Here is a 21824-nt window from a genome sequence, read left to right on the forward strand (position 1 = left end):
GAGACAGAGTCCCCCCTCAAGTTAGCTGTTTATCAATCAGCTCCGGAAGAACTCTGTCTATCGTTTTTAATCAGCGGACAATCAATACCGAACAAGGGGCAAGCCGGGCCATATATGAGGACTGACTGCCGATACCGATCAGGAAACGATCTAATTTTGTGGTTCCCATGGCACCACAAACAATCAGATCGCAATGGTACTGCGGAATCACCTTCTCGATGATCGCTGAAGCCGGTGAATCCTCACCGGTAAAAACCGAGACACTTTTTACTCCTTGGTTCTGTGCTTCCTTTTTAAAAATGTTAACCCGGTTTGCCACTTCCGCCCGCATGTTATGGATTTGCGGAGTAAAGGTTCTTAAAGCTTCAAGTGATCCGGTGTTTAAAAAAGAAACAATCAACAGATGTGCATCGTATTTCTTTGCCAAATTGACAGCCGCTTCGAAGGCTTTAGCAGCCTCCTTGGATTCATCGACAGCGATTAATATATTCCGATAAGTGATTTCTCCATTTTCATTTATTGTATGGGATAATGTTTCTGACATTATTACCGGACTCCTCACGTATTTAATATAGTGATAATCATGAATCTCAAGTTAATCAAGTTTCAGAGATTTCCTTCGGTTATTTGATTTAACCGAATGTTTACCTTTTGTGAGGAAATTTGAAAAACGTTTGCCATTTGTTTAGCAGAGTAGTGTTGGATTATGAGCTTTCTAACTACCTGATCAGCATAAGCAGCTGATAAGCAAATTTATCTGCCTCTGATTCTTTCTTAGAAATCGCATCAGATAAATAATGGTACTGGCGATAGAATTGACCGTTCTTATTTTGAAAAAAATGGAGATAATAGTGACCCAGCAAATGGGCGAGAATAAATCGCTGTGTTCTTTGATCCCCACTAATTGTCGGATAAAAATATACGCCTTTTTTGTTTTTCTTAGCAATGGCGAAAAGATTGCGAAATTCAAAATCTGCATGAAAGACATGAATGTTTTCCTTTAATGCCTTTAATGCCATGAGCAGTGGATTAACCGGCATAGGGTCTTTATTAATTAAATCCTTCACCGTATTCTGGATTCTTTCATCTATCGTCATTTCAGATCATCTTTTATGGCTCATTCTCAAAAATACAGAGCTGCTTAAATATCATGTGACAGATAAACGAAACGATTAAGATGTAAGACTGAATTTTTCAAAAACCTGTATCTATTGCCCGGTAAGGCCTGAAGAAAACTCAGATGTTACTTATTCGTGATTAAAGTGATTGAATCCGCTGAAATAATAATCTTGGCACCTAAACCCTTCGAAGCTTCCATAAGGATATTCAATGAGATACGATTCCCGCCATTTCTATTCGGGAAATCATGCTTTGATTGACTGAGAGTAAACGTGTCATTTCTCTCTGAAAACATTTTCTTTTTCTGCGTAAATGGATGAACTGAGCAGCAAGGCTGTCCGTATCAACCTCTTCTTCCCGTGCGTCTTTAACTTTTGTCCGCTGCTCACCCAGATATATTTCCCATGGCTTTTTAGCCTTTACTTTTCCTGTATAACTGAATTTCGGACGGGAATTCATCTATTACACTCCCTTCTCATACACACGATCCGGCTTCTGATAAAAACCCCCGGTATGAACAGTGCCAGGGGAGGAACAGACGATAATACAATTTTTTGATTATCCGAAAAATGTCTGATAGAGAAGAAAAACGTTCAGGCAAATCACCACACCTGCAATCGCCCATGCTGTCGCCGTAGTCAGTGTGCGGTTAACCAGTTCTCCCATAATTCGTTTTTTACTTGTGAAAATAACAAGGGGGATGATAGCGAGAGCTATGCCGAAGGAGAGAACCACCTGGCTCATCACCAGGGCCCCTGTCGCATTCGCACCCGAAATAATAACGGCTAACGGCGGGACCATTGAGCAAACGCGGCGGATAAAAATCGGAATTCTCTTATGAATGAAACCTTGCATCATGATGTCGCCGGCCAGTGTCCCGACGGATGAGCTCGAGAGGCCTGCCGAGAGCAGCCCGATGCCAAACAGGATTGAGGCGCTCGGCGCAATAAAATTACCAAATTGTTTAAAAGCAACATCCAGATCCGAAATCACCATGTGACCGTGAAATGTTGAAGCAGCAACTGTCAGCATAATCGCATTAATCAATCCGGCAATAATCATCGCGATCAGAATATCGACCATTTCAAAGTGAAAGATTTTCTTTTTCTCACTTGCATTTTTACCAATGACTCTCCGGCACGTCAGACCCGAATGCATATAGATCGCGTGAGGCATCACCGTTGCTCCCAAAATGCCGGCGGCAAGCATGACACTGCCCGCCCCCTGAAAATGGGGAACGAACCCGGCCATGAATGGCGCAAACTGTGGCATGGAAAAGGCAATTTCACAACTGAAAGCAATAACCACAATAAAAACCATTGTCGCGATCACCATTTCAAGTGGACGGAACCCTCTGACTTGAAAGGCAAGAATGAGCAGTGCACAGATCGCTGTCAGAACTGCCGAAGGAATCATGGGCAGTCCAAAGACGAGATGGAAACCAAGAGCAGCGCCAATAAATTCGGCCAGGTCCGTCGCCATGACCATAATCTCACCCTGTATCCAATAAAAGATCGCAACGCCTGGTTTCCACTCGTCCCGTAAAACTTCCGGAAGATTGCGCGAAGTGGCAATTCCCAGCTTTGATGACAAAGTCTGAATCAGAATCGCCATCAGATTGGAAACAATCACCACCCATAGCAGCAAATAACCATACTGTGAACCGCCTTGAATGTTCGTTGCATAGTTACCCGGATCAATGTAAGCAACTGCTGCAATGAAGGCGGGTCCGACAAATGGAAGTGCCTGTCTCCAGCCTTTTTTCGTCCCAATAGCTGTTTTAAAGGATTCAGAATGCTCTCGTCTCTTAAATTTTGACACAGCCCCGGCTGCAGATCCATTGTCAGTTGCCGTTGCACCTTCCTTGTAAGACATTTATTCTGGCCTCCTATTTGCTTAGTGAATATTTGTTTCTTTAAAGAAACTTTTATTCCTGTACTCAATATAATCTGCCTTCGCCTAAATTGCAACCCTAAAAGATAAAATTATTTTCACAAATAAAAGCAGTGAGCAAAATAAACTTGTTCATTGCTTTCAAATAGTTCATATTGTCTTCTTAAGTTGGAGCATCAACAGGAAAATAGAATGTTATCATTTAAGTTCGTGACCATTTATGTGACTACATCCTCTTTCATAATTTTTCATGTTTCTTATAAAACAACTTTCATTGATTATCAAATTTAGTGATTACCCTTGATATCATTTAAAGTTTTTCTGTTTTGAAAAATTTTTGACAGATCATCGGTCAGACATTATAATTACTATACGTAATTGGTGATGGAGCTCACCCTAACGCATGAATGAATGCTAATGGCCCCTATTTTAATCTTTGATTAAAATAGGGGCCATTTTTTTCTTAAAATCGGTTTTCCAGAAAATGTTTCATGTGCAGCACTCCATGCGAGCTCCTAACCCACTGTTTTAGGTATAGCTTTTACCCTATTTTCTGTGGAAATACTTTTCAGGGAGGAGAAGAGTCCGGTGTTTATCAAAAAAGTAAAATGTTTTAGCTTGATATCGAAAAAATGATTTTCATTTTCACTTGAGGCTGTTCACTAAAAGGCAGTTAAGAGGGCTATAGGCTATAGTCCGCCGTTTATGTCGCAGTCCCTTGATCCGAGGAAGAACAGTTTCAATTTACAGCGCAACGTCCGGCCTTCGGGTCCTTATTTATCATTAATCGTTACGAGGGGGTTTACCTTGTGGTTCATTCTCTTCAGGAAGCCGTTTTTTTGCAGTTGCTTCAGTTATTGACCGTGCTGCTTCTTGCCCCGCTGATAAGCGGAATATTAACTCGCTGGAAAGAGTTTGTGCAGGGAAAGAAAGGGCCGAGTATTTTTCAGCCGTATTGGAACTTTCTAAAATTATTTCATAAAGAACGCGTCGTCCCTGATTCGGCCGGATGGATTTATTCTGCAGCCCCCTATATTTATTTTGCGGCTCCGCTAATCGTTACCTTGCTGATTCCGGTCCTCACGGCGTTTCCTCTCTTCATGGCTTTTGCCGGAGATATGCTGTCCGGAGGGTTCATTCTTGGCCTGGGGGGCTTTTTTCTGCTCGCCGGAGCGACCGCCGGAGGAAGTCCGTATGCGGGAGTAGGAACGACACGCAATCGTTTTGTATCGCTTTGTACCGAGCCGATCATGTTTCTTGTCCTGCTATGCGTCGGATTTGCCGCACATTCAACGGTTCCTTACAATGTGACAAAGACGATGGGCGGTATGTTCTTTTCTCCGATTCATATCTTTCTCTTTATCGCATTTTTTATGATGCTGCTGGCTGAAGCAGGACGGATTCCTGTCGATAACCCAAGTTCTCATCAGGAATTTTCGATGATCGATGCCAATCGCGTTTATGACTACAGCGGACCGGATCTTGCACTGATTGAGTGGGGCGGATCCATGAAATTTTTTGTCCTGTCCGTGATCATGATGAATGTCATTTTCGGTCCCTGGGGGCTGGCATCTTCAGCGACGTTTCTCGATTTGCTGACTGCAGAACTGGTTTTGTTCTTCAAATTTTTGATCCTGGATGCATTAATTGTCTGGATTGAGTCTTCCATCGGCAAACTCCGGCTGCTGCGTATCAGTGAATACCTCGGCGTTGCCGGTACATTTGCTCTTTTAGCGGTTATTTTCAGTTTAACTTAAATTACGGAATATGGAGGAAACAGCGGAATGGATTTAATTCCATCATGGGTCAATGTGGCCTTGATTTTATTCACGGTATGGATCGGCGTTGTCCGTGAAACCCGGCTGGCGATGACTGGTTATATTCTGCAAGTGGTCAGCCTGCTGGTTCTTTATCTCTATCAAATTTTCCAGACCGGCGAGTCCGGTGCTTTTATCGGATGGAGCGCTCTGCTGATCATCCGGTTGATCGCCATTCCGATTCTGATTTATTCGTTTCTGAAAAAAAGCTGGTGGCATGACCGAGTAACCAGCGACTTAATCGATGTCCGGAAAGCCGTCCCTCTCTATGCTTTCCTCGCCATTTTCGGATTCATGATGGGACGCGGGACAGGAGACTTCATTGGAACCGCCGTCAGTGTATTGCTCCTGGGCATCAGCATTGTTCTGCTCAAGCATGATCCGAGCAAACAGGTCTTCGGTATTTTGTCCGTAGATGCTGCCGGAGATCTCATGGTTATTTATTTTTTGAACCGTCTTCCCTTGTTTTTTGAAATTCTGATCTATCTGATCATACTTTGGTCGGCTGTCTGTATGGTCATACTGGTCAAATCGATTGAAAGACGTACAAAAGTACGTTCTGTCAAACAATTAACGAATTTGAAAGGATGAATGGCGTGCTTGAGCTACTGCTCTTTATGATTCCGGCTGCAGGAATCCTGTTGACACTTTTGCCATGGACAAAAGCGCGGGAAATTGCCGCTTTTCTTGCAACACTTTTTGTGGCGCTGGTCCTTATTGTATTTAAATCAGGTGCATGGATAACCGCAAAAGGGGTATGGCTTGAAATCAACCAGTTTGATCGCCTGAGCCTTGTCGTTCTCATGATTATAACGATCGTCGGGCTGACCTCTGTCGTGTATGCGTCGGGATACCTAAACCTGTCGGCGGATAAATATCAGCTGACAAATCGGAAACACATGCGCTTTTTCTTGCTCATCATGCTCTTTTACTTTTTTCTATTATGGACGCCGATCGTTCATAATGTCATTCTTCTTTGGGTATGCATTGAAGGAACTTCTCTGGCCTCCGTTTTTTTAGTCGATTATGAAAATACGACCGGAACATTTGAAGCAACCTGGAAATATTTGATCATGATGGAGATCGGCGGTGGGCTGGCACTGGCCGGAACGGTCATTATCCTGATGGGAAGGCCTGCCGGTCTCGGATCATCGTTATCCTGGCAGGCTCTGATGACGGCCGGCCACAGCATCCCTCCCCTGAATTTAAAATTGGGATTTGCATTGATTGTTGCAGGCTATGGGATTAAAGCCGGGCTGGTTCCTCTGCACTCCTGGCTTCCCGATGCGCACAGCATGGCCCCGTCGCCGGTCAGCGCGATGCTGTCCGGGATTAAGATCAATATCGCTCTTTATGGGATCTTGCGTTTCTATGATATTTTATCCGCTAATGGGCAGATATCCTTCGCTGCTTTCCTTCTCCGCTGGACGGGAATTCTGACCGTTCTGGTTGCCATAGCGATGACGGGCGTTCAAAAAGACTTTAAAAGGCTGTTTGCCTATTCCAGTATTGAAAATATGGGGCTGATTGCTTTTGGCTATACTCTGGGGACGTTCGGCGTATACGGCGCCCTGCTGCAGATGCTGAACCATGCACTCATCAAACCCGGCCTTTTTTTCCTTTCCGGCAACCTGCTGATCCAGTATCAAAGTACGGAAATCAGAAAGGCAAGAGGCATTTTATTTCAAATGAAATGGTCCGGTCTGCTCCTTGTTCTGCTGATGCTGGCGATTGCCGGGGCACCGCCTTTCGGTTTATTCCTAAGTGAATTCATTATTATACTCAGTGCACTGCATGAAGGCCTTATCTGGATGGCAGTGGTCCTTGTAATTCTTTTGGCCATATTGTTTGCTAATTTTCTCAGATACGCACTCAAGATGGTGTTCGGCCGTCCAAATACACCGATAGTCGGGAAAGCTCGGTTTACCTGGCGGACGGTATTTCCTCCGCTTCTGCATCTTATCGGTTCATTAGTGATGGGTACGGCTATTCCAATGGTTTTGCAGCAGCTACTGTATATGGGCAAATGAGGAGGTGTGAACAGATTGGCTAAGAAAGAAGATTTTATCGTTCTCGAGAATAACAGATTTATCGCAAGAATATTAGAAAAGCGCGAGATGAAACAGCTCCTTCACTATACGGCAGTTAGAGAAAATCATGAGGGCTGGTCGCTGGTCGCACTGACCGGGAATGAAGAAGGCAAAGTGGAGTGGCTAAAAACAGTTATTTCCGGCAAGGACCCTTCCATTCATTCTTTAGGAACTATCTGGCCCGCAGCTCTGTGGTTGGAAAGGGAGATAACGGACAGGACGGGAATAGAGATGACCGGCCGGCCTAAATCCAGACCGCTCCTTTATCCTGAAAAAGCTTTGCCGGAGGGAGTCGCGCATGGGTCAGGAACTTTTCACATGCCGCTCGGTCCGGTTCGGGGCGACGTGATGGAATCGATCGTCTATATGTTTGATCTGCTGGGCGAGCAAATTATGTTTTTGGACAGTCAATTGTTCTACAAGCATCGAGCGATTGAGGATCTCGCGAAAGGGATGGCTCCGGAACAGGCTCTGCAGCTTGCTGAACGGATCGGCGGCACTTCAACGGTGGCTCATGCAGCGGCTTTTGCCGCAGCGGCGGAACAAGCGGCAGAAATTGATGTTTCTGTACGGACCGTTCAGGAGCGGCTGCTGCTCGGAGAACTTGAGCGGCTGTATAATCATGCGCATGATATCGGCCAGCTGGCAGGCGCGACGGGAATGAGCGTCGGACAGGCGCAGATGGCCAGAATTAAAGAGGAACTGTTGCGAATCAACGCTGATTTATCGGGATCACGTTTCCTGAGAGGAACCGTTCATATCGGCAGACCCTCGACTATTGATTGGAAAATTCATGCAGAACTTTGCCAAAAAAAATTGGATGATATTGCCCGGAGATTCAATCGATTTACCTTTGATTTAAGTCGTACCTCTACCTTTATCGACAGGCTGCAGGGCACGGGGAAAACAGATCTTAAATGGGTGAGAGAATTTGACGTGGTCGGGCCGGTTGCCCGTGCATCCGGTATTTTTCATGATGCCCGTTTCGATTACTCACAAAAATCCCTTAATCTGGGCAGTCTTCAACTGATGACCGATTTAAGAAATGAAGGAGATGCCCTCGGGCGTTATAAGGTACGTGTCGATGAATGGAAACAATCCCTGGAGTTTGTTCGATTGATGCTGGCCTTTCTGGAAGATCCGGAGTGGGGTCTGGAAAAATGGCAGGATGACGATCGGATCAGTCCTGAGAAATGGGGCCTGGGAATTGTGGAATCCCCAAGAGGCCGAACCAATCATCTCGTTCATATTGACAGCGATCGAAAGATCAGTTTTTGGAATGTCCGCTCGGCTTCAGGGTGCAATTGGCCGATATTCGGTCTTGCCGCAGCCAATGGGAATATTCAGACTGATTTTCCGATTATTGAAACGAGCTTTGCCTTGAGTGTCGCAAGTTGCGATCGTTAAAAATCAGAAGGGAATGAATGATCCATGTTTGCAAAATGGCTCCGGGACGGCCTCAGAAGCGGAAGATCGACCGAATCCTACCCGCGGGGCAGAGATGAGTATATTGACAAATATGCCCACTGGACTAAAGATACCTGCGGTGCGCTGGACGCGGCGGATATAACCGATTCGTCAGCTGAAAATCCTGATCTGAGGACATTGCTGACTGAGAAGAAGATCAGAAGGCTGCTCAGAAAATCGCTTTATATCCGTCATATTGATGCGGGCTCCTGCAATGCCTGTGAATCGGAGATTTTGTCCTTGTCTAATCCCTATTACAATTTTCATCGCCTGGGTATTTTCTTCACAGATTCTCCCAGGCATGCGGATGTCCTGCTGGTCACCGGCATAGTAACAAAGGCCATGAAGAATATCTTAATTGAAACGTACGAAGCGATGCCTCGGCCACGGCTTGTGATTGCATCGGGTGTCTGTGCGATAAACGGCGGACTATTTCAAAGCAGCCCGCGATTCGCCGGCCGTGTAAAGGATTTTCTGCCTGTCGATGTGGAAATACCAGGGTGTCCGCCCAATCCCTTTGCGCTGATTAACGGGCTGATCATCGCGGTGAATAAACAAAGGGAGGGCAGCCGGCGATGACACTGTTATTTTGGATCGTAACTCTTTGTTTTTTACTGACCGGCATTTTTTGGACTGTATGGATTAAAAACCGCGGGCTTGTTTTCGGCTGGTTCCTGGTCGCCCTGCTCTGTCTGCTTGATACAGTCATCGGCGTAAAATGTCTTCTTTCAGGGAATGATGAGCGCCTGGGTGAATGGGGACAAATTATTCCTTTCGGACATTGGTTCTGGCGCCTTGACGGACTGGGAGCCTTTTTCATCACGTTAATGGGTGTCATTGGATTTTTGGTGGCGATTTATAATGTTGCTTATGTTAAAAAGCGCAGAGTCGGTTACCGGACATGGGCGCTGGCATCGGTTGGCCTGCAATATTTTTTCACCAATATTCTGATCGTCAGCTCGAACGCTCTTCCCATGCTCATTGCATGGGAAGGTATGTCGCTGATGGCCTTTTGCTACGTTCTGACCGATCATCTGAACAGTAAAACACGCAGAAGTGCCTTGCTAACGATTGTAACGAGTGAGATTGGTTTTCTGGCCCTTGTCATTGCCCTGTTATTACCGAGCCATGCGCATCTGTCGATGACTTTTAATGACATTGCTGCAAATCTGCAAACTTGTTCACCGGGAATCAGATTGACAGTCGCCATCTTGGCTTTCATCGGATTTGGCGTCAAAGCAGGCATTATTCCCGTTCAATTCTGGCTTCCCCGTGCTTATCTGGTCGTCCCGGGCAATCTTGGGGCTCTGCTGGCGGGCAGTCTCGTCAATCTGGGTATTTTCGGCATTCTGCGTGTTTATTTCAGCTGGTTCGGCGGGCACATCCCTGATGGAATGGGGGCAGCCATGCTGCTGGTCGGCAGCATCGGTGTTTTCCTCGGTGCTTTATATGCGACCATTCTGCGCAATCTCAGGCATATCCTTGGATATAGCAGTATAGAAAATACCAGCTTTATGCTTCTTGATCTGGGCCTGGTGATTTTGTATACCAATCACGGAGATACAGATTTTGCCGCCGTTTCTTTCACCGCGCTGCTGATCCTGATGCTCTCTCACGGCCTGGCCAAGGCGCTGGCTTTTCTGGACGTCGAGGAGATTGAAAACACAGCGGGAACGACGAATCTGGATCAGCTGAAGGGATTGATCCGGCGTATACCGGCGACCGTCAACTGGACCTTTCTGGTCGCCTGTCTGTCTTTAGCCACAGTCGCCCCATTCAGTGGATTTACTGCCGAATGGATGGGACTGCAGGGCCTGTTCCAGATTCACAATGTTGTCTCGCCGGTGGAAAAAGTGATGGCCAGTATCTCCTTAATTTTATTGGCATTGGGATCGGCACTGGCATTGACTGCTTTTTTAAGAGCCTATGTCTATACATTCGGATCCGCGGAGCCACATACCAGGCGGAAAGCGGGCCCAAGGATGCCTCTTCTCACGAGGACTGCGCTGACGCTGTTCGCCTGTCTTTCCGCCCTGCTCGGATTTCTTCCGACACTGTTTCTCAATTTCCTGGCCCCCATGGAAAACGGATATTTTCATGGTGCGATTCAAAGCATTATGCCGAATGTTTTTCAGCACGTTGCTCCCGGCGATCTGCTGCCTAAGCTGGGGGGACGGCTGCTTCACCAGCTTCCGGTTCCGGGAACAACGCTCGAACCGGCTTCAGGAGACATAGCGAGCATTGCTCCCACTTATCTGTTATGTGGATTTATCCTTTTCGGATTGATCGCCTGGGCTTTAATTAAAGCAGCCGGGCGGCCGTACAAGACCAGGCGGGTTCGGACATGGCAGGGCGGGCAGACAGGTTACAGCAGACCGGGCAAATATTCAGCTACGGCATACAGCAATATCTATCGCATGCTGTTCAGCGATCTGCTGAGTTTTAAATTCATTCGGCAGGAACAAAACGGCCATTTGCCGGTGCCTCAGTCAATTCATGTATGGACGCGTGCGCGGCAGGTCCTGAGCATCAGTCCCTACGAGAAAATTTTTTATGCGATCAGAAAAAAAGTCAGATTTGTGTCTTATATACAACATGGCTACCTTTTCGGCTATATCGTCTATGTCCTGACTTACCTGCTCATTCTTTTGCTGGTCGTTAAGTTTATGTTTTGATCGGGTCCTGTAATCAAGCCGATGATTTTACAGGTCACATTTGTCAAACGGATGGAATCCATCCATATAATAATGTAGCAGGTAATAATAGCAGGAATTCTATAATCCGCGCACCGCATTATGTGAGCACGGCAAACAGCAAATAACGCCCACCGTATGATCAGGCCGGGCGTTATTTGAACTTATAAAACGCATGAAGTGCAGCAACATTTTTTTCATGAACAAATTGGATGATGCTCCGGCCGAAAATCCGGAACATTTTCTATTTCAAAAAGGCTTGATGATGAGTGGAATACATGGCCATTGGCCCTGCATCCGGGAACATAAAGCGGACAGCGCTGTTTAAAGCAACCGGACCTTCTGCAAATCCTCCGGCAATTAATTTTAATTTATGCGGATAAATCGCGGCATCGCCGGCTGCATAAATCCCGGGGATATTGGTTTCCATTGCTCCGTTTACTTGAATCCGCTCATCTGCCAGTTCAAGGCCCCATTTTGATATTCCCCCGTAATCGCCGCGAATGCCATGACTCACAACGACTTCATCGGCTTCAAGCCATTTTACTTCACCGGTATCGGAATGTTTAATGGCAACACGCTTAATCGTGTTATCATTCCCGATCAGCTCTGTCATACAGTAAGGCGTATAGACATCCGCCATCTGTTTCATCCGCTCTGCCTGCCGCTCATGTCCGCTGAATTCTTCGCGCCTATGGACAACGGCAACGCTTTGGGCAATGGATGCCAGTTCAACGGCCCAATCCACGGCCGTATTTCCGCCTCCCGAGATAACCACACGTTTGTTTCTGAACGGCTCCAGCTCATGGACAGTATAATGAAGATTGCCCGATTCAAAGCGTTCTGCACCGGCAATGCCCAGCTTAATAGGCTTAAAAATTCCCGCCCCGACCGTCAGGATAATGGTTTTTGTAAGGTGAATATTGCCGGTTTCCGTTTTCAATCTGAATACCCCATCTGCACGCCGCCCCAGATCCGATATATGTTGCTTGCAGAGAATCGTCGGTGAAAAAGTCCCCGCCTGTCCGATCAGTTCGCGGACAAGCCTTCTGCCTGTTATTTCGCGGATTCCGCCAATATCCCGGAGCTTTTTTTCCGGGTAAAACATCGTGATTTTGCCGCCCAGTCCGCCGCTGCTTTCCAATACTTTTGTTTTTAAATTCCGCATGCCACTGTAAAAGGCTGTAAATAAACCGATCGGCCCGCCGCCAATGATCGTTACATCATATCGTTCATTCTCCAACTTCAGACCCCTCCTGTATAGAAATGCGCGGCTTTCGGTCAATAAAAGACCAGTAACCCTTCCATCGGGTTACTGTCTTGATCATAAAAAAAATCAGACTATGCCATTCTTGTGTGCATTTCTTTGTGCGGTTTAATTAAATCATAGGACAGGAAAACCGGCCGCCCGTACTTCGGATCCAGCGTGATTTGGACGTCAAGCCGAAAGACATCACGCATCATGTCTGCCGTGATGACGGTTTCAGGACTTCCCTGACTATAGATTTCGCCGTCCTTCATGGCAACCATGTGATCCGCAAAACGCGCTGCCTGGTTTAAATCATGAATCACCATCACGATGGTACGATGCTCTGTCCGATTCAGTTTCTGCAGCAGTTCCAGCACTTCCAGCTGATAGGACAGGTCCAGGAAGGTTGTCGGTTCATCCAGTAAAATCATTTCCGTATCCTGCGCCAAAGCAAGTGCGATCCATACCCGCTGCCTCTGTCCGCCTGAGAGCGCATCTACAGGCCGATCTTTCAGTCCTTCCATTCCGGTGATGCCGAGCGCGCGCTCAATTGCCCTCCAGTCCTCATGGTTCAGCTTTCCGAACCGTTTCTGATGCGGGTACCTTCCGTAGGAAACAAGTTCAGAGACAGTCAGCCCGTCCGGGACATCAGGCGACTGAGGCAGGATCGCCAGTTTTCGGGCAATTTTCTTCGTCGGTTCTTTTGCTATTTCTTTTCCGTCCAGATAAACCGATCCGTCTTTCGGAAGAAGAAGACGCGCCATTACTTTCAGCAAAGTCGACTTGCCGCATCCGTTCGGCCCGATAATCGCTGTGATTTTTCCGCTAAGTATATTTAAACTTAAATTTTTGATCACTTTTATATCTCCATAGGCGACATGTAAGTTTTCTGCACAAAGCTCTGGCATTACGGATCCTCCTATGAATCAATGTTTCTAATGAAATAGATTTTTAACCTAACCCGTAAAGCGGCGGAATCGGGTATGAGCCGGTTAAACCTGTTCAATATTTAGCAATCAAGCGAATGCCAATGCTGAATCTACTTTCGATCTGATGAGGCTCTCCAGAGAAATAATTTTTCAAGAAAAGGGCCTCCTTAGTAAAATACTCGATAAGAGATTCTCCTCATTTCATTATTTATCAATCGTTTTCAGCACATCTCTGATTATCTCTTGATTGGCAATCGTTCCGGTGTAAAGCCAGCTGGAATTTGCGGAGAATTCAGCCACGTGATGCTTTTTGACGGCCGGAATGTTCTTCCATAATGCACGATCCAGCTCAGTCGCACTGTTTTTATCACTGTTTATAAGGAAAATATAGTCTGCATCCAATTCCGTCAATTTCTCAAGCGAAATGGCATTCCAGTTGCTTACCGCTTTTGCAGAGATTTCTTTTACGACATCCGGAACTTTCAAACCGAGGTCATTGTAAAGGACAGTACCGCTCGATACATTTTGGGATACGATGAAGAATTTATTATTAACAAGCCAAATTGCGGCGGCAGAAGGTGTTCTCCCGTTCTCCGCCAGTTTTTCTTTTGCTTTTTTGGCCGTTTTTTCATAATCTGCCAGCACCTGCCCGGCTTTCGCTTCTTTATTCAGAACTTTTCCGACTGCCCGCAGTTCTTTTCTCCAGTCATTGTTTTGTTCCTTGCTTGCTACATAGGTCGGGGCGATCTGGCTATACTGCTCATATTTCCCGCCTTCGACCATACTAGCGGAATTCATAATGATTAGATCCGGTTTGAACTTCTGAACCTCTTCAAAGGGCAGGTCATAAGAAATAGTCGGAACTCCTTTCAGATCATCCTGCAAATATTCCTGAATCCCGTTGCTGACGCTCCATTGTGCGACTGGTTTTACACCGAGTGCGACGAGATAATCTTCCATGTAAGAAGCAAGAACACGTTTAGGCTGTACCGGTACATTCACTTTATGTCCCATCGCATCTGTCATCTGGCGTGTCTGGGATTGCTGCCCTTTAGAAGACTGGCTGCTGCTTCCATTACCCGACTGATTGCTTCCGCAGGCAGTCAGTCCAATAGACAGAAGTACGATCCCGCATATCTGGGCAATTTTTCTTATTTTTTGATTGTAAACCATTTTCATCCCCCTATCGTTATGATAAAATATTAAATAAAATTACTGATAATGATTATCAACATCAATTAAAACGAAGTTAACAGAGGATGTCAATGTTTTTTTCAATATAAAATGAAAATGCCCCACAAAACCATCAGGAAGATTACATAAAGAAGTTCAGCGCGGAAAGAAGGTCTCGGGAAATGGAAAATGAGCATACAGATTATGAGACGCACGGCCTGAAAGATAAACCTTATAAAAAGAAATCGGCTTATTTCATCCTCGGTTTCGGGTGGATCTTCATCATCCTGGCAGTAGCAGGTTCGATACATCTGGGTGCATCAAATGTAAGCTACACAACCGTTTGGAAAAGCCTGTTTTTTTATAACGCAGATAACCCGGCACAGGTCATCATTCATGAACTTCGGCTGCCGCGGGCGGTTGCTGCTGCTTTTGTTGGGGCGGGGCTGGCCGTTTCCGGCGCAATCATGCAGGGGATCACGCGAAACCCGCTCGCCTCCCCCTCTATCCTGGGAGTAACGTCAGGGTCACTTTTTTTCATGGCCATTGCCTTTGCCTTTTTCCCGGGCATTTCTTATCAGGGCCTCATACTCGTATCATTTGCCGGAGCAGGTCTGGGGACTGTTCTCGTTTTTACCATTGCCGCGGCGGCAAAGGGCGGGAATATCGCTGTAAAATTGGCCCTGGCCGGGGCGGCAATAACTTCTTTGCTTAGTGCTTTATCAACAGCTATCGGATTGCGTTTCAATATTTCGAAGGATTTAAGCTACTGGTATGCAGGCGGCGTTGCCGGTGTTCAATTAAGCCAGTTAAAATATGTCATTCCCGCCATGATAGCCGGTCTTTTGCTGGCACTGGTCATCTCACGTTCGATTACCCTTTTAAGCCTCGGTCATGACATCGCAAAAGGCCTTGGTCAGAACACTGTATTTGTTTATATTGCCGGGATGACCGCCGTTCTTTTGCTTACCGGGGCGGCCGTATTCCTTGCAGGCATGGTTGGTTTTGTCGGATTGATCATCCCGCATGTCACCCGGTTCCTTGTCGGGTCGGATTACAGCTTGATCATTCCCTGCTCGGCCATTCTCGGGGCTCTTTTATTGATTATTGCGGATGATGCGGCAAAATGGATCAATGCCCCCTTTGAAACGCCGGTTGGCGCGGTTACTGCCATAATTGGCGTTCCGTTCTTCCTGTATCTGGCCCGGAAAGAGGGGGGCGGGTTATAAATGGAAAAGTATCTAAAAGACAGGCATAGATTCAGCATCCTGGCAGCGGTACTCCTTATTTTACTGGTCATTTTGTTTACGGTGAGCCTTAATACAGGCGCCATGAAAATCCCATTATCGCAGATGTTGTCAGCCTTCTTCGGCAGCGACACCGGAAATCAGCGGATTACCCTCTTCGAGTTCCGGCTGCCGCGGATTGTGCTTTCAATCCTGATTGGGGCCGGAATGTCTGTCTCCGGTGCCATTCTGCAAAGTGTTTCAAAAAATCCGCTTGCCGATCCCGGCATTATCGGAATAAATGCAGGGGCCGGCTTTGCTGTTGTGCTGTACATATTCTTCTTTAATGGAACAAGCTTTCTGGCAGGAACGCTCTCCATTTTTGTCATGCCGTTCACCGCGTTAGCCGGTGCCTGCCTGGCGGCAATACTGATTTACGGGATTGCGAGAACAAACGGCAGCATAACGCCGGCCCGCCTCATTTTAACAGGAATTGGATTGAATGCTGCTTTTTCGGCAGGTACAACGGTTCTGCAAATGAAAATGGACCCTCAGGATTTTACGAAAACCCTGACCTGGATTTCAGGCAGTATTTGGGCAACAAACTGGGATTATGTACGGATCACTTTTATCTGGCTGATTGTTCTGATTCCGCTGGCCATATATAAAGTCCGTTATATGAATTTAATGCACCTCGATGAATCGATCGTGGTGGGTCTCGGCGTATCCCTTGAAAAAGAACGGATGAAACTTCTCATAATGGCGGTCGGACTGGCCGGATCTTGTGTAGCTGTCGGGGGCGGCGTGACTTTTTTAGGCCTGATTGCCCCTCATATCGCCCGCAGGCTCACGGGACCGAACTATGAATACGTCCTGCCATTGGCCGCTCTCCTTGGCGCCTGCATCCTGCTCCTCTCCGATACAGTCGCAAGAGTCATCATCGCCCCGATGGAACTGCCTGTCGGAATTGTCCTATCGATTCTCGGTGCCCCCTATTTTATTTACCTGCTGATGCGGATGAAGTAAAAAAATGCAGTGCTTTCATTGCTGGGCCGCCGGAGGCATCTATTGAGACACTTTTTCAAACTTTTGATCCGGTTATTTTTGTGAATTCATGACCAATACACATAAATCTATGTTCATGGTATCCGGGCTTAAGCGTAAAATAATTGACAATGGACATTGCTATTGTTTATAATCTTATTGTGAACAATTTAATTTAACGAAATTAAATAACTGCTAAATATGTAATGAGGGATTAAGTTGGATAAAGTTTTTTATTTGCAGGATCATCTCTGTTTCTCTTTATACGCTTGCTCGCGGGCCATTCTGAGAATGTATCACCCACAATTGAAAACCATGGGCATCACGTACCCGCAGTATCTTGTTTTACTTGTTTTGTGGGAAAAAGATGAGAGCACCGTCAAGGGCCTGGGCATGGCTCTCGATTTAGACTCGGGAACATTGACACCGCTTTTGAAACGAATGGAAATGAATCATTTGATCATTCGGGAACGCTCAAAAGAAGATGAAAGAGTTGTCAATGTAAAACTGACGGACACAGGCAGCGCGCTGCGGGAAAAAGCCGCCTGCATTCCATTATCGCTGCTTGAATCGAGCGGCAAGTCCGCAGAAGAAATAAAGGAACTGAACGAAACGATCAAGGGACTGACCAGGGCCATCTTGCGAAACAGCCCGTCATAAAAAGCTGTCTTCATAATTTTGTACAGCTCGTTAATAAATAAAATTTTTAGCCATATATATTGTGCACAATATAATTTTAAACAATCTATATCCTTTAAGGAGGTGACTGCCGGAAATTAATGTTGTCGGCTTGTTGTTTAAAAAATCTGTATAACTATTTCATTATGGGGGGCGTTTCGTATGGCAGAAGAACGTACAGGGGCAGCAACAATCGAAGGAAATCCGATCACATTAATTGGACCCGAATTGAAGGCGGGTGATCATGCACCGGATTTCAAAGTAAATAAAGACCTGTTTACGGAAGTGGGCCTTAAGAATTTCAGTGACAAAGTCAAACTTGTTTCCGTCGTCCCTTCATTGGATACCAAAGTCTGTGATGCTCAAACACGTCGGTTTAATGAAGAAGCGGCAAAACTGGGCGACCGCGTGGCCGTTCTGACGATATCAGTGGATTTGCCGTTTGCTCAGGATCGCTTCTGCACCGTTGCCGGCATTGATAAAGTGGTCACGCTGACCGATTACAAGTTCCGTGAGTTCGGCCGTGCCTACGGCGTGCTGATTAAAGAACTGCAATTGGATATGCGTTCGATTTTCATAATTGATGAGAATGACATTATCCGCTATGTCGAATACGTCAAAGAAATGACCAATCATCCGAATTACGAAGGGGCCTTGCAGGCTATAAAATCTTTAATCTGATAATCGGTGTTTCGAGGGGATATATTCTGTCCGGCAGGTCAGTCTCTAATGGATCAACAGGTTGGTCAGCAGTTAGGGCCGCGGGTCGGGCTCCGTGTCCAAGTCAGGAATCCGGCAAGCGGAATCTGTAAGCGGCCAGGCTGGTTTTCCTGTCTGAGGTTTTCTGATTTTATCACAGCCATCAAAATCAAAAAGGAGATTGATTCCAATGAGGCAGTCAAAAAAGATGACCCAACCGATTCTTGAGCAGGAAGCGCAAAAGTTTGTCGAGGCGACAGCCAATCCGCCGTATCTGTTTGATTTGAGTCCGGAAAAAGGGCGGGAAGCCGTTGAGCAGGTGCAATCCGGATTTGTCAAAAAATTGCCTGCTGATATTGAAGATCTGAAGATTGAAGGCGGGCCTAAAGGAGAAGTATCAATTCGCATCGTGCGGCCGCAATATGCTGATGAGACGCTGCCGGTGATCCTTTATACGCACGGCGCCGGCTGGGTATTCGGCAGCGCGCATACCCATGATCGTCTGATTCGTGAACTCGCTGTCGGCTCGCATTCGGCTGTTGTTTTCACGAATTACAGTCTCTCGCCGGAAGCCAGATACCCGATAGCCCTTGAAGAAATCTATACAGCATTAGACTGGATTGTGGCAAACGGCCATGACTATCGTTTGAATGCTCAGAGGATTACCGTTGCCGGAGACAGTGTGGGCGGAAATATGAGTGCAGCGATCACATTAATGGCAAAACAGCGGGGCGGCGCTTCGATCCAGAAACAGCTGCTGTTCTATCCGGTGACCGATGCTTCGTTTGATACGGAATCATATAAAGAATTTGCCACAGGTTATTTCCTCCGCCGTGACGGGATGCAATGGTTCTGGGATCAGTACACAACGGATGCAAACGCACGATCGGAAGTCACTGCTTCACCGCTAAGGGCAACGATTGAGCAACTAAAGGGGCTCCCTGAAGCGCTGATTATTACAGGCGAAGCCGACGTTCTTCGGGATGAAGGGGAAGCCTATGCTAATAAACTCAGAGAAGCGGGTGTCCGGGTGACGGCCGTTCGTTTTCAAGGTATTATTCATGATTTTGTCATGCTCAACGACCTGGCGGATACGAATGCCGCCAAAGGTGCACTTTTGCTCGCTAAGGCCTGGCTGCGTGAATCATAAAAATCCGCACAAGATTAAATGACATGTTAAGCTGCAGCACTTTGCTGCGGCTTATTAGATTTCTACAACATGTTCCGGTGCACAAAGGGTGACACCTTTGCCAAGGTGTCACCGCATCCGCTCATACGCCTTATGTTATTGCCTGCTTAAATGATAAAAAGGAGCTATGAATCCATGTACGCCCGGTCGTCTGGACCGGTAAAATGTCGGCTATGAGTCCTCACCATGCGCCGCTCCGGCCCCACTAACGGTTTTGCCGAAGCCTCAGAAATCCGTAAATTTTTATCTTGCATCTCTTTAGGGGATGTCCATGTAAGGATGTAAAGTAAAGGTCATTTTATTATGCATTAACTAAATCAAATTTCATCCTCGAGTTTTGAATTCCATCACCATGCCGGGCTTAATATAATATAAAAAAGAGGATGTCTCAGTCAGAAAACTGACTTTAAAGACATCCTCTTTTCTTAAATCATCTTAATCACAGCTTAACGACGTTAGCTGCCTGCGGGCCGCGGTTGCCTTCAACAATATCGAATTCAACCTTTTGGCCTTCTTCCAGCGATTTGAATCCGTCGCCTTGAATGGCGCTGAAATGTACGAATACATCATCGTTGCCTTCCGACTCAATGAATCCGTAACCCTTGTCTGCGTTAAACCATTTTACGCTGCCTGTCACTATAATCACTCCTGATTAAAAATTTTGATATGCGTACGTTTTACCCCGAAGCGATCGCCCTGCTTAGATCTGCGCGGTGCATAATCGGCCGAATTATCGCTGGAAAATAAAAAATTCACATATTATAGAGAAGTATCAACAAAGGTACTGCACACTGATAACCTCTTTATAACATGAGAATTATGAATGCTATACTTCATCATACTGAAATCATTAAAATAGAACGAACAGCTAAGACTCATCTTCTTTGAAATCCCTTCACTGCTTAAGCCATATTACACCATTTCTGCAGCCACGTCAAGTTTTCATTAAAATGTCATAACTACAACAGCATCGGCCTCAGCAAATGTTTTGAAAATATATCATAAAGTTTATTGCCTGTGCACCATACCTAATGAGATATACTCCACTTTTTTATCCGCTGATTTATCGAAACGAAAATCGATCTTTTCTTTCCTGTCATAAATTGGCGGACCAGTGAATATAAAACTAAATTGCCTGAATAGAATTCGGTTTCATCATAGCCTTTAAATGTAGTGCCTGCCTCTCTATTCTTTGTTCTATATCTTTCAGAGCAAAAATCATTCACTTGTTCCTCCTTCCTTACTAATTCATCAACCAAGCCTGGTGCCGGATGAACATGCCCGTTTTAAGGCTGGTTTATAAAAAGTACGCCAGACATATTGATACAGCTCCTTTTTAAAAATATACTTTAAAACACACATGAAGGGTCAAAGTTTTTCGGGATTTAATTTTGCCATACTATTTTTCCATTAAAACACAGATTTTATCCCTCAAATTTCGCAAAAGTGTACTGGGATAGGCATTAAAAATTCCTTAATAAAAGGATTTTCAATAACTTTACCATCTTGCATCGGAGAGCCTTTTTTAATAAACCTTTCGCAGCCATTTAAATCTTACTTCAGCTATGTTCCCTTTTAGGAAACTGCAAAGGGTGCATCGAGGCATTGATGCGTTTCATTTGATACCCTTGGCGTTGTAAGTATTGAAGTAATAATTCAAAAGACTGATAAGTCGTAGCACGATCATGAAGCAGAATAACCGGTATTTGTTTCTTCTCCTCAAGTCTTTGAATTTGTTGAATCGTCCGCTGAACAAATCGCTGATCTCTATATCGCCAATCCTGACTGTCGACATTCCAATCCCACATGATAAATCCATTTCGAGTGACTGCCTTGTAATAAGGCGCTTTCATAAATACATAGCTGCCATACGGTACACGAATAAACGGCGTTGTAATATGGGCTGCTTGTCTGACGATTTTTTGATCCTCTTTCATTTCTCCCACCAGTGATTCCTCTGAACGATATAACTTTTTATAATCATGGCTGATACCATGCAGTCCAATGGTGAATCCTTCCCTTGCCATACGCCTGACGCTCTGGGGGTATTTTATAACATTGGGACCGAGTACAAAAAAAGTTGCTTTGGCATGATAACGGTCCAACAGATCCATTATTCTATTGGAAAATGCTGAAGGACCGTCATCAAAGGTTAAATAACAAATTTTCTTTCTGCCAACAGCGCTCATTTTATAAACAGGATCAGGAATTCCTCCGCTCATCTTATATTGTCTGCCGGCTGCAAAAGAGTTAATCGGCCTGATAAAGCAACAATTGAAAAATATTAAGACGATGATTGCCATACGCATCCAATCATTATTCCATCGCACATTTCTCATCCCCAGATAAGTTCTAACTTACATCTCCTTACTATGCCCTGTTTTCTGTCGTAAAATGTGGCATTCATCTAAAGCAATTACTGACGATGATCATTAAAAAATAATACGAAAGTGTCCCATCATCCGGTATTCGATCTTACTTTATTGTGCCGTCTAATGAATCCTGGCAACAGCGAATGCTGGAAATTAAATAATACACAAAAATTGAGATAATCCATA

20 protein-coding genes and 1 riboswitch are annotated in these 21824 nt (G+C 45.6%); of the genes, 11 read left to right on the forward strand and 9 right to left on the reverse strand.

Annotated features, from left to right (window positions below; genetic code table 11):
• Nucleotides 1–70: 70 nt before the first annotated feature.
• The 4 genes from Q6A92_RS04550 to Q6A92_RS04565 form a co-directional block, all read right to left on the reverse strand.
• Complete coding sequence (locus tag Q6A92_RS04550; protein WP_332237200.1) at nt 71–544, reverse strand: universal stress protein; 474 nt, start codon at nt 542–544, stop codon at nt 71–73.
• 175 nt (nt 545–719) lie between these two features.
• A complete protein-coding gene (locus tag Q6A92_RS04555) occupies nt 720–1097 on the reverse strand; it encodes an ImmA/IrrE family metallo-endopeptidase (RefSeq protein ID WP_332237201.1) in 378 nt (125 codons plus the stop codon).
• A gap of 229 nt (nt 1098–1326) precedes the next feature.
• The gene (locus Q6A92_RS04560) at nt 1327–1578 is read right to left on the reverse strand and encodes a hypothetical protein (protein WP_332237202.1); all 252 of its coding nucleotides are present in this window, start codon (nt 1576–1578) and stop codon (nt 1327–1329) included.
• A gap of 99 nt (nt 1579–1677) precedes the next feature.
• Complete coding sequence (locus Q6A92_RS04565) at nt 1678–2940, reverse strand: Nramp family divalent metal transporter (RefSeq protein WP_443029683.1); 1263 nt, start codon at nt 2938–2940, stop codon at nt 1678–1680.
• Between the two features lie 443 nt (nt 2941–3383).
• Nucleotides 3384–3446: riboswitch (Fluoride riboswitch) on the forward strand.
• Between the two features lie 375 nt (nt 3447–3821).
• Between Q6A92_RS04565 and Q6A92_RS04570 the strand changes: the two genes are divergently transcribed.
• The 6 genes from Q6A92_RS04570 to Q6A92_RS04595 are packed head-to-tail and all read left to right on the forward strand — an operon-like array spanning nt 3822 to nt 11061.
• Nucleotides 3822–4769, forward strand: a complete 948-nt coding sequence (locus tag Q6A92_RS04570; protein WP_274401455.1) for a respiratory chain complex I subunit 1 family protein — start codon at nt 3822–3824, stop codon at nt 4767–4769.
• 27 nt (nt 4770–4796) lie between these two features.
• Nucleotides 4797–5420, forward strand: a complete 624-nt coding sequence (locus Q6A92_RS04575; RefSeq protein WP_274401456.1) for a hypothetical protein — start codon at nt 4797–4799, stop codon at nt 5418–5420.
• A 5-nt stretch (nt 5421–5425) separates the two neighbouring features.
• On the forward strand, nt 5426–6859 hold the full coding sequence (locus tag Q6A92_RS04580; RefSeq protein ID WP_332237204.1) for a proton-conducting transporter transmembrane domain-containing protein: 1434 nt from the start codon (nt 5426–5428) through the stop codon (nt 6857–6859).
• Nucleotides 6860–6874: 15 nt separating this feature from the next.
• A complete protein-coding gene (locus Q6A92_RS04585) occupies nt 6875–8326 on the forward strand; it encodes an NADH-quinone oxidoreductase subunit C (protein WP_274401458.1) in 1452 nt (483 codons plus the stop codon).
• Between the two features lie 24 nt (nt 8327–8350).
• A complete protein-coding gene (locus Q6A92_RS04590; RefSeq protein WP_332237205.1) occupies nt 8351–8965 on the forward strand; it encodes an NADH-quinone oxidoreductase subunit B family protein in 615 nt (204 codons plus the stop codon).
• Complete coding sequence (locus Q6A92_RS04595; RefSeq protein WP_332237206.1) at nt 8962–11061, forward strand: proton-conducting transporter transmembrane domain-containing protein; 2100 nt, start codon at nt 8962–8964, stop codon at nt 11059–11061. Before Q6A92_RS04590 ends, Q6A92_RS04595 begins: the two co-directional genes overlap by 4 nt.
• A 262-nt stretch (nt 11062–11323) precedes the next feature.
• On the opposite strand, the gene Q6A92_RS04600 is transcribed toward Q6A92_RS04595, so the two are convergent.
• The 3 genes from Q6A92_RS04600 to Q6A92_RS04610 form a co-directional block, all read right to left on the reverse strand.
• Complete coding sequence (locus Q6A92_RS04600; protein ID WP_443029684.1) at nt 11324–12328, reverse strand: NAD(P)/FAD-dependent oxidoreductase; 1005 nt, start codon at nt 12326–12328, stop codon at nt 11324–11326.
• 92 nt (nt 12329–12420) lie between these two features.
• Complete coding sequence (locus Q6A92_RS04605; protein WP_274401463.1) at nt 12421–13236, reverse strand: ABC transporter ATP-binding protein; 816 nt, start codon at nt 13234–13236, stop codon at nt 12421–12423.
• Nucleotides 13237–13461: 225 nt separating this feature from the next.
• Entirely contained in the window at nt 13462–14430 is a 969-nt protein-coding gene (locus tag Q6A92_RS04610; protein ID WP_332237208.1) for an ABC transporter substrate-binding protein, read from the reverse strand.
• A 182-nt stretch (nt 14431–14612) separates the two neighbouring features.
• Here Q6A92_RS04610 and Q6A92_RS04615 point away from each other — a divergent pair, with 182 nt between their 5' ends.
• The 5 genes from Q6A92_RS04615 (at nt 14613) to Q6A92_RS04635 (ending at nt 19227) form a co-directional block, all read left to right on the forward strand.
• Nucleotides 14613–15659, forward strand: coding sequence for a FecCD family ABC transporter permease (locus Q6A92_RS04615; protein ID WP_332237209.1), 1047 nt, complete (start codon nt 14613–14615; stop codon nt 15657–15659).
• Entirely contained in the window at nt 15660–16682 is a 1023-nt protein-coding gene (locus Q6A92_RS04620; protein WP_274401466.1) for a FecCD family ABC transporter permease, read from the forward strand. It begins immediately after the preceding gene.
• 237 nt (nt 16683–16919) lie between these two features.
• Complete coding sequence (locus Q6A92_RS04625) at nt 16920–17360, forward strand: MarR family winged helix-turn-helix transcriptional regulator (RefSeq protein WP_274401467.1); 441 nt, start codon at nt 16920–16922, stop codon at nt 17358–17360.
• 180 nt (nt 17361–17540) lie between these two features.
• Nucleotides 17541–18059 (forward strand): thiol peroxidase, encoded by a 519-nt coding sequence (gene tpx, locus Q6A92_RS04630; protein WP_332237210.1) that lies wholly within the window; start codon nt 17541–17543, stop codon nt 18057–18059.
• A gap of 208 nt (nt 18060–18267) precedes the next feature.
• A complete protein-coding gene (locus tag Q6A92_RS04635; RefSeq protein WP_332237211.1) occupies nt 18268–19227 on the forward strand; it encodes an alpha/beta hydrolase in 960 nt (319 codons plus the stop codon).
• Between the two features lie 478 nt (nt 19228–19705).
• Here the strand turns inward: Q6A92_RS04635 and Q6A92_RS04640 are convergent, their stop codons facing one another.
• Both Q6A92_RS04640 and Q6A92_RS04645 read right to left on the reverse strand, forming a co-directional pair.
• A complete protein-coding gene (locus Q6A92_RS04640; protein WP_274401542.1) occupies nt 19706–19906 on the reverse strand; it encodes a cold shock domain-containing protein in 201 nt (66 codons plus the stop codon).
• 919 nt (nt 19907–20825) lie between these two features.
• A complete protein-coding gene (locus Q6A92_RS04645; RefSeq protein WP_274401470.1) occupies nt 20826–21596 on the reverse strand; it encodes a polysaccharide deacetylase family protein in 771 nt (256 codons plus the stop codon).
• Between the last annotated feature and the right edge of the window lie 228 nt (nt 21597–21824).

Origin of the sequence: Sporolactobacillus sp. KGMB 08714 (genome assembly GCF_036598985.1) — a bacterium.
Taxonomy (GTDB): Bacteria; Bacillota; Bacilli; order Bacillales; family Sporolactobacillaceae; genus Sporolactobacillus.

Bases quoted from the DNA above. Each gene is read 5' to 3' on its own strand.
- Q6A92_RS04610 (WP_332237208.1), bottom strand. From the start codon at position 14,430: ATGGTTTACAATCAAAAAATAAGAAAAATTGCCCAGATATGCGGGATC.
- Q6A92_RS04550 (WP_332237200.1), bottom strand. From the start codon at position 544: ATGTCAGAAACATTATCCCATACAATAAATGAAAATGGAGAAATCACT.
- tpx (WP_332237210.1), top strand. From the start codon at position 17,541: ATGGCAGAAGAACGTACAGGGGCAGCAACAATCGAAGGAAATCCGATC.
- Q6A92_RS04595 (WP_332237206.1), top strand. From the start codon at position 8,962: ATGACACTGTTATTTTGGATCGTAACTCTTTGTTTTTTACTGACCGGC.
- Q6A92_RS04575 (WP_274401456.1), top strand. From the start codon at position 4,797: ATGGATTTAATTCCATCATGGGTCAATGTGGCCTTGATTTTATTCACG.
- Q6A92_RS04615 (WP_332237209.1), top strand. From the start codon at position 14,613: ATGGAAAATGAGCATACAGATTATGAGACGCACGGCCTGAAAGATAAA.
- Q6A92_RS04620 (WP_274401466.1), top strand. From the start codon at position 15,660: ATGGAAAAGTATCTAAAAGACAGGCATAGATTCAGCATCCTGGCAGCG.
- Q6A92_RS04635 (WP_332237211.1), top strand. From the start codon at position 18,268: ATGAGGCAGTCAAAAAAGATGACCCAACCGATTCTTGAGCAGGAAGCG.
- Q6A92_RS04555 (WP_332237201.1), bottom strand. From the start codon at position 1,097: ATGACGATAGATGAAAGAATCCAGAATACGGTGAAGGATTTAATTAAT.
- Q6A92_RS04605 (WP_274401463.1), bottom strand. From the start codon at position 13,236: ATGCCAGAGCTTTGTGCAGAAAACTTACATGTCGCCTATGGAGATATA.
- Q6A92_RS04560 (WP_332237202.1), bottom strand. From the start codon at position 1,578: ATGAATTCCCGTCCGAAATTCAGTTATACAGGAAAAGTAAAGGCTAAA.
- Q6A92_RS04590 (WP_332237205.1), top strand. From the start codon at position 8,351: ATGTTTGCAAAATGGCTCCGGGACGGCCTCAGAAGCGGAAGATCGACC.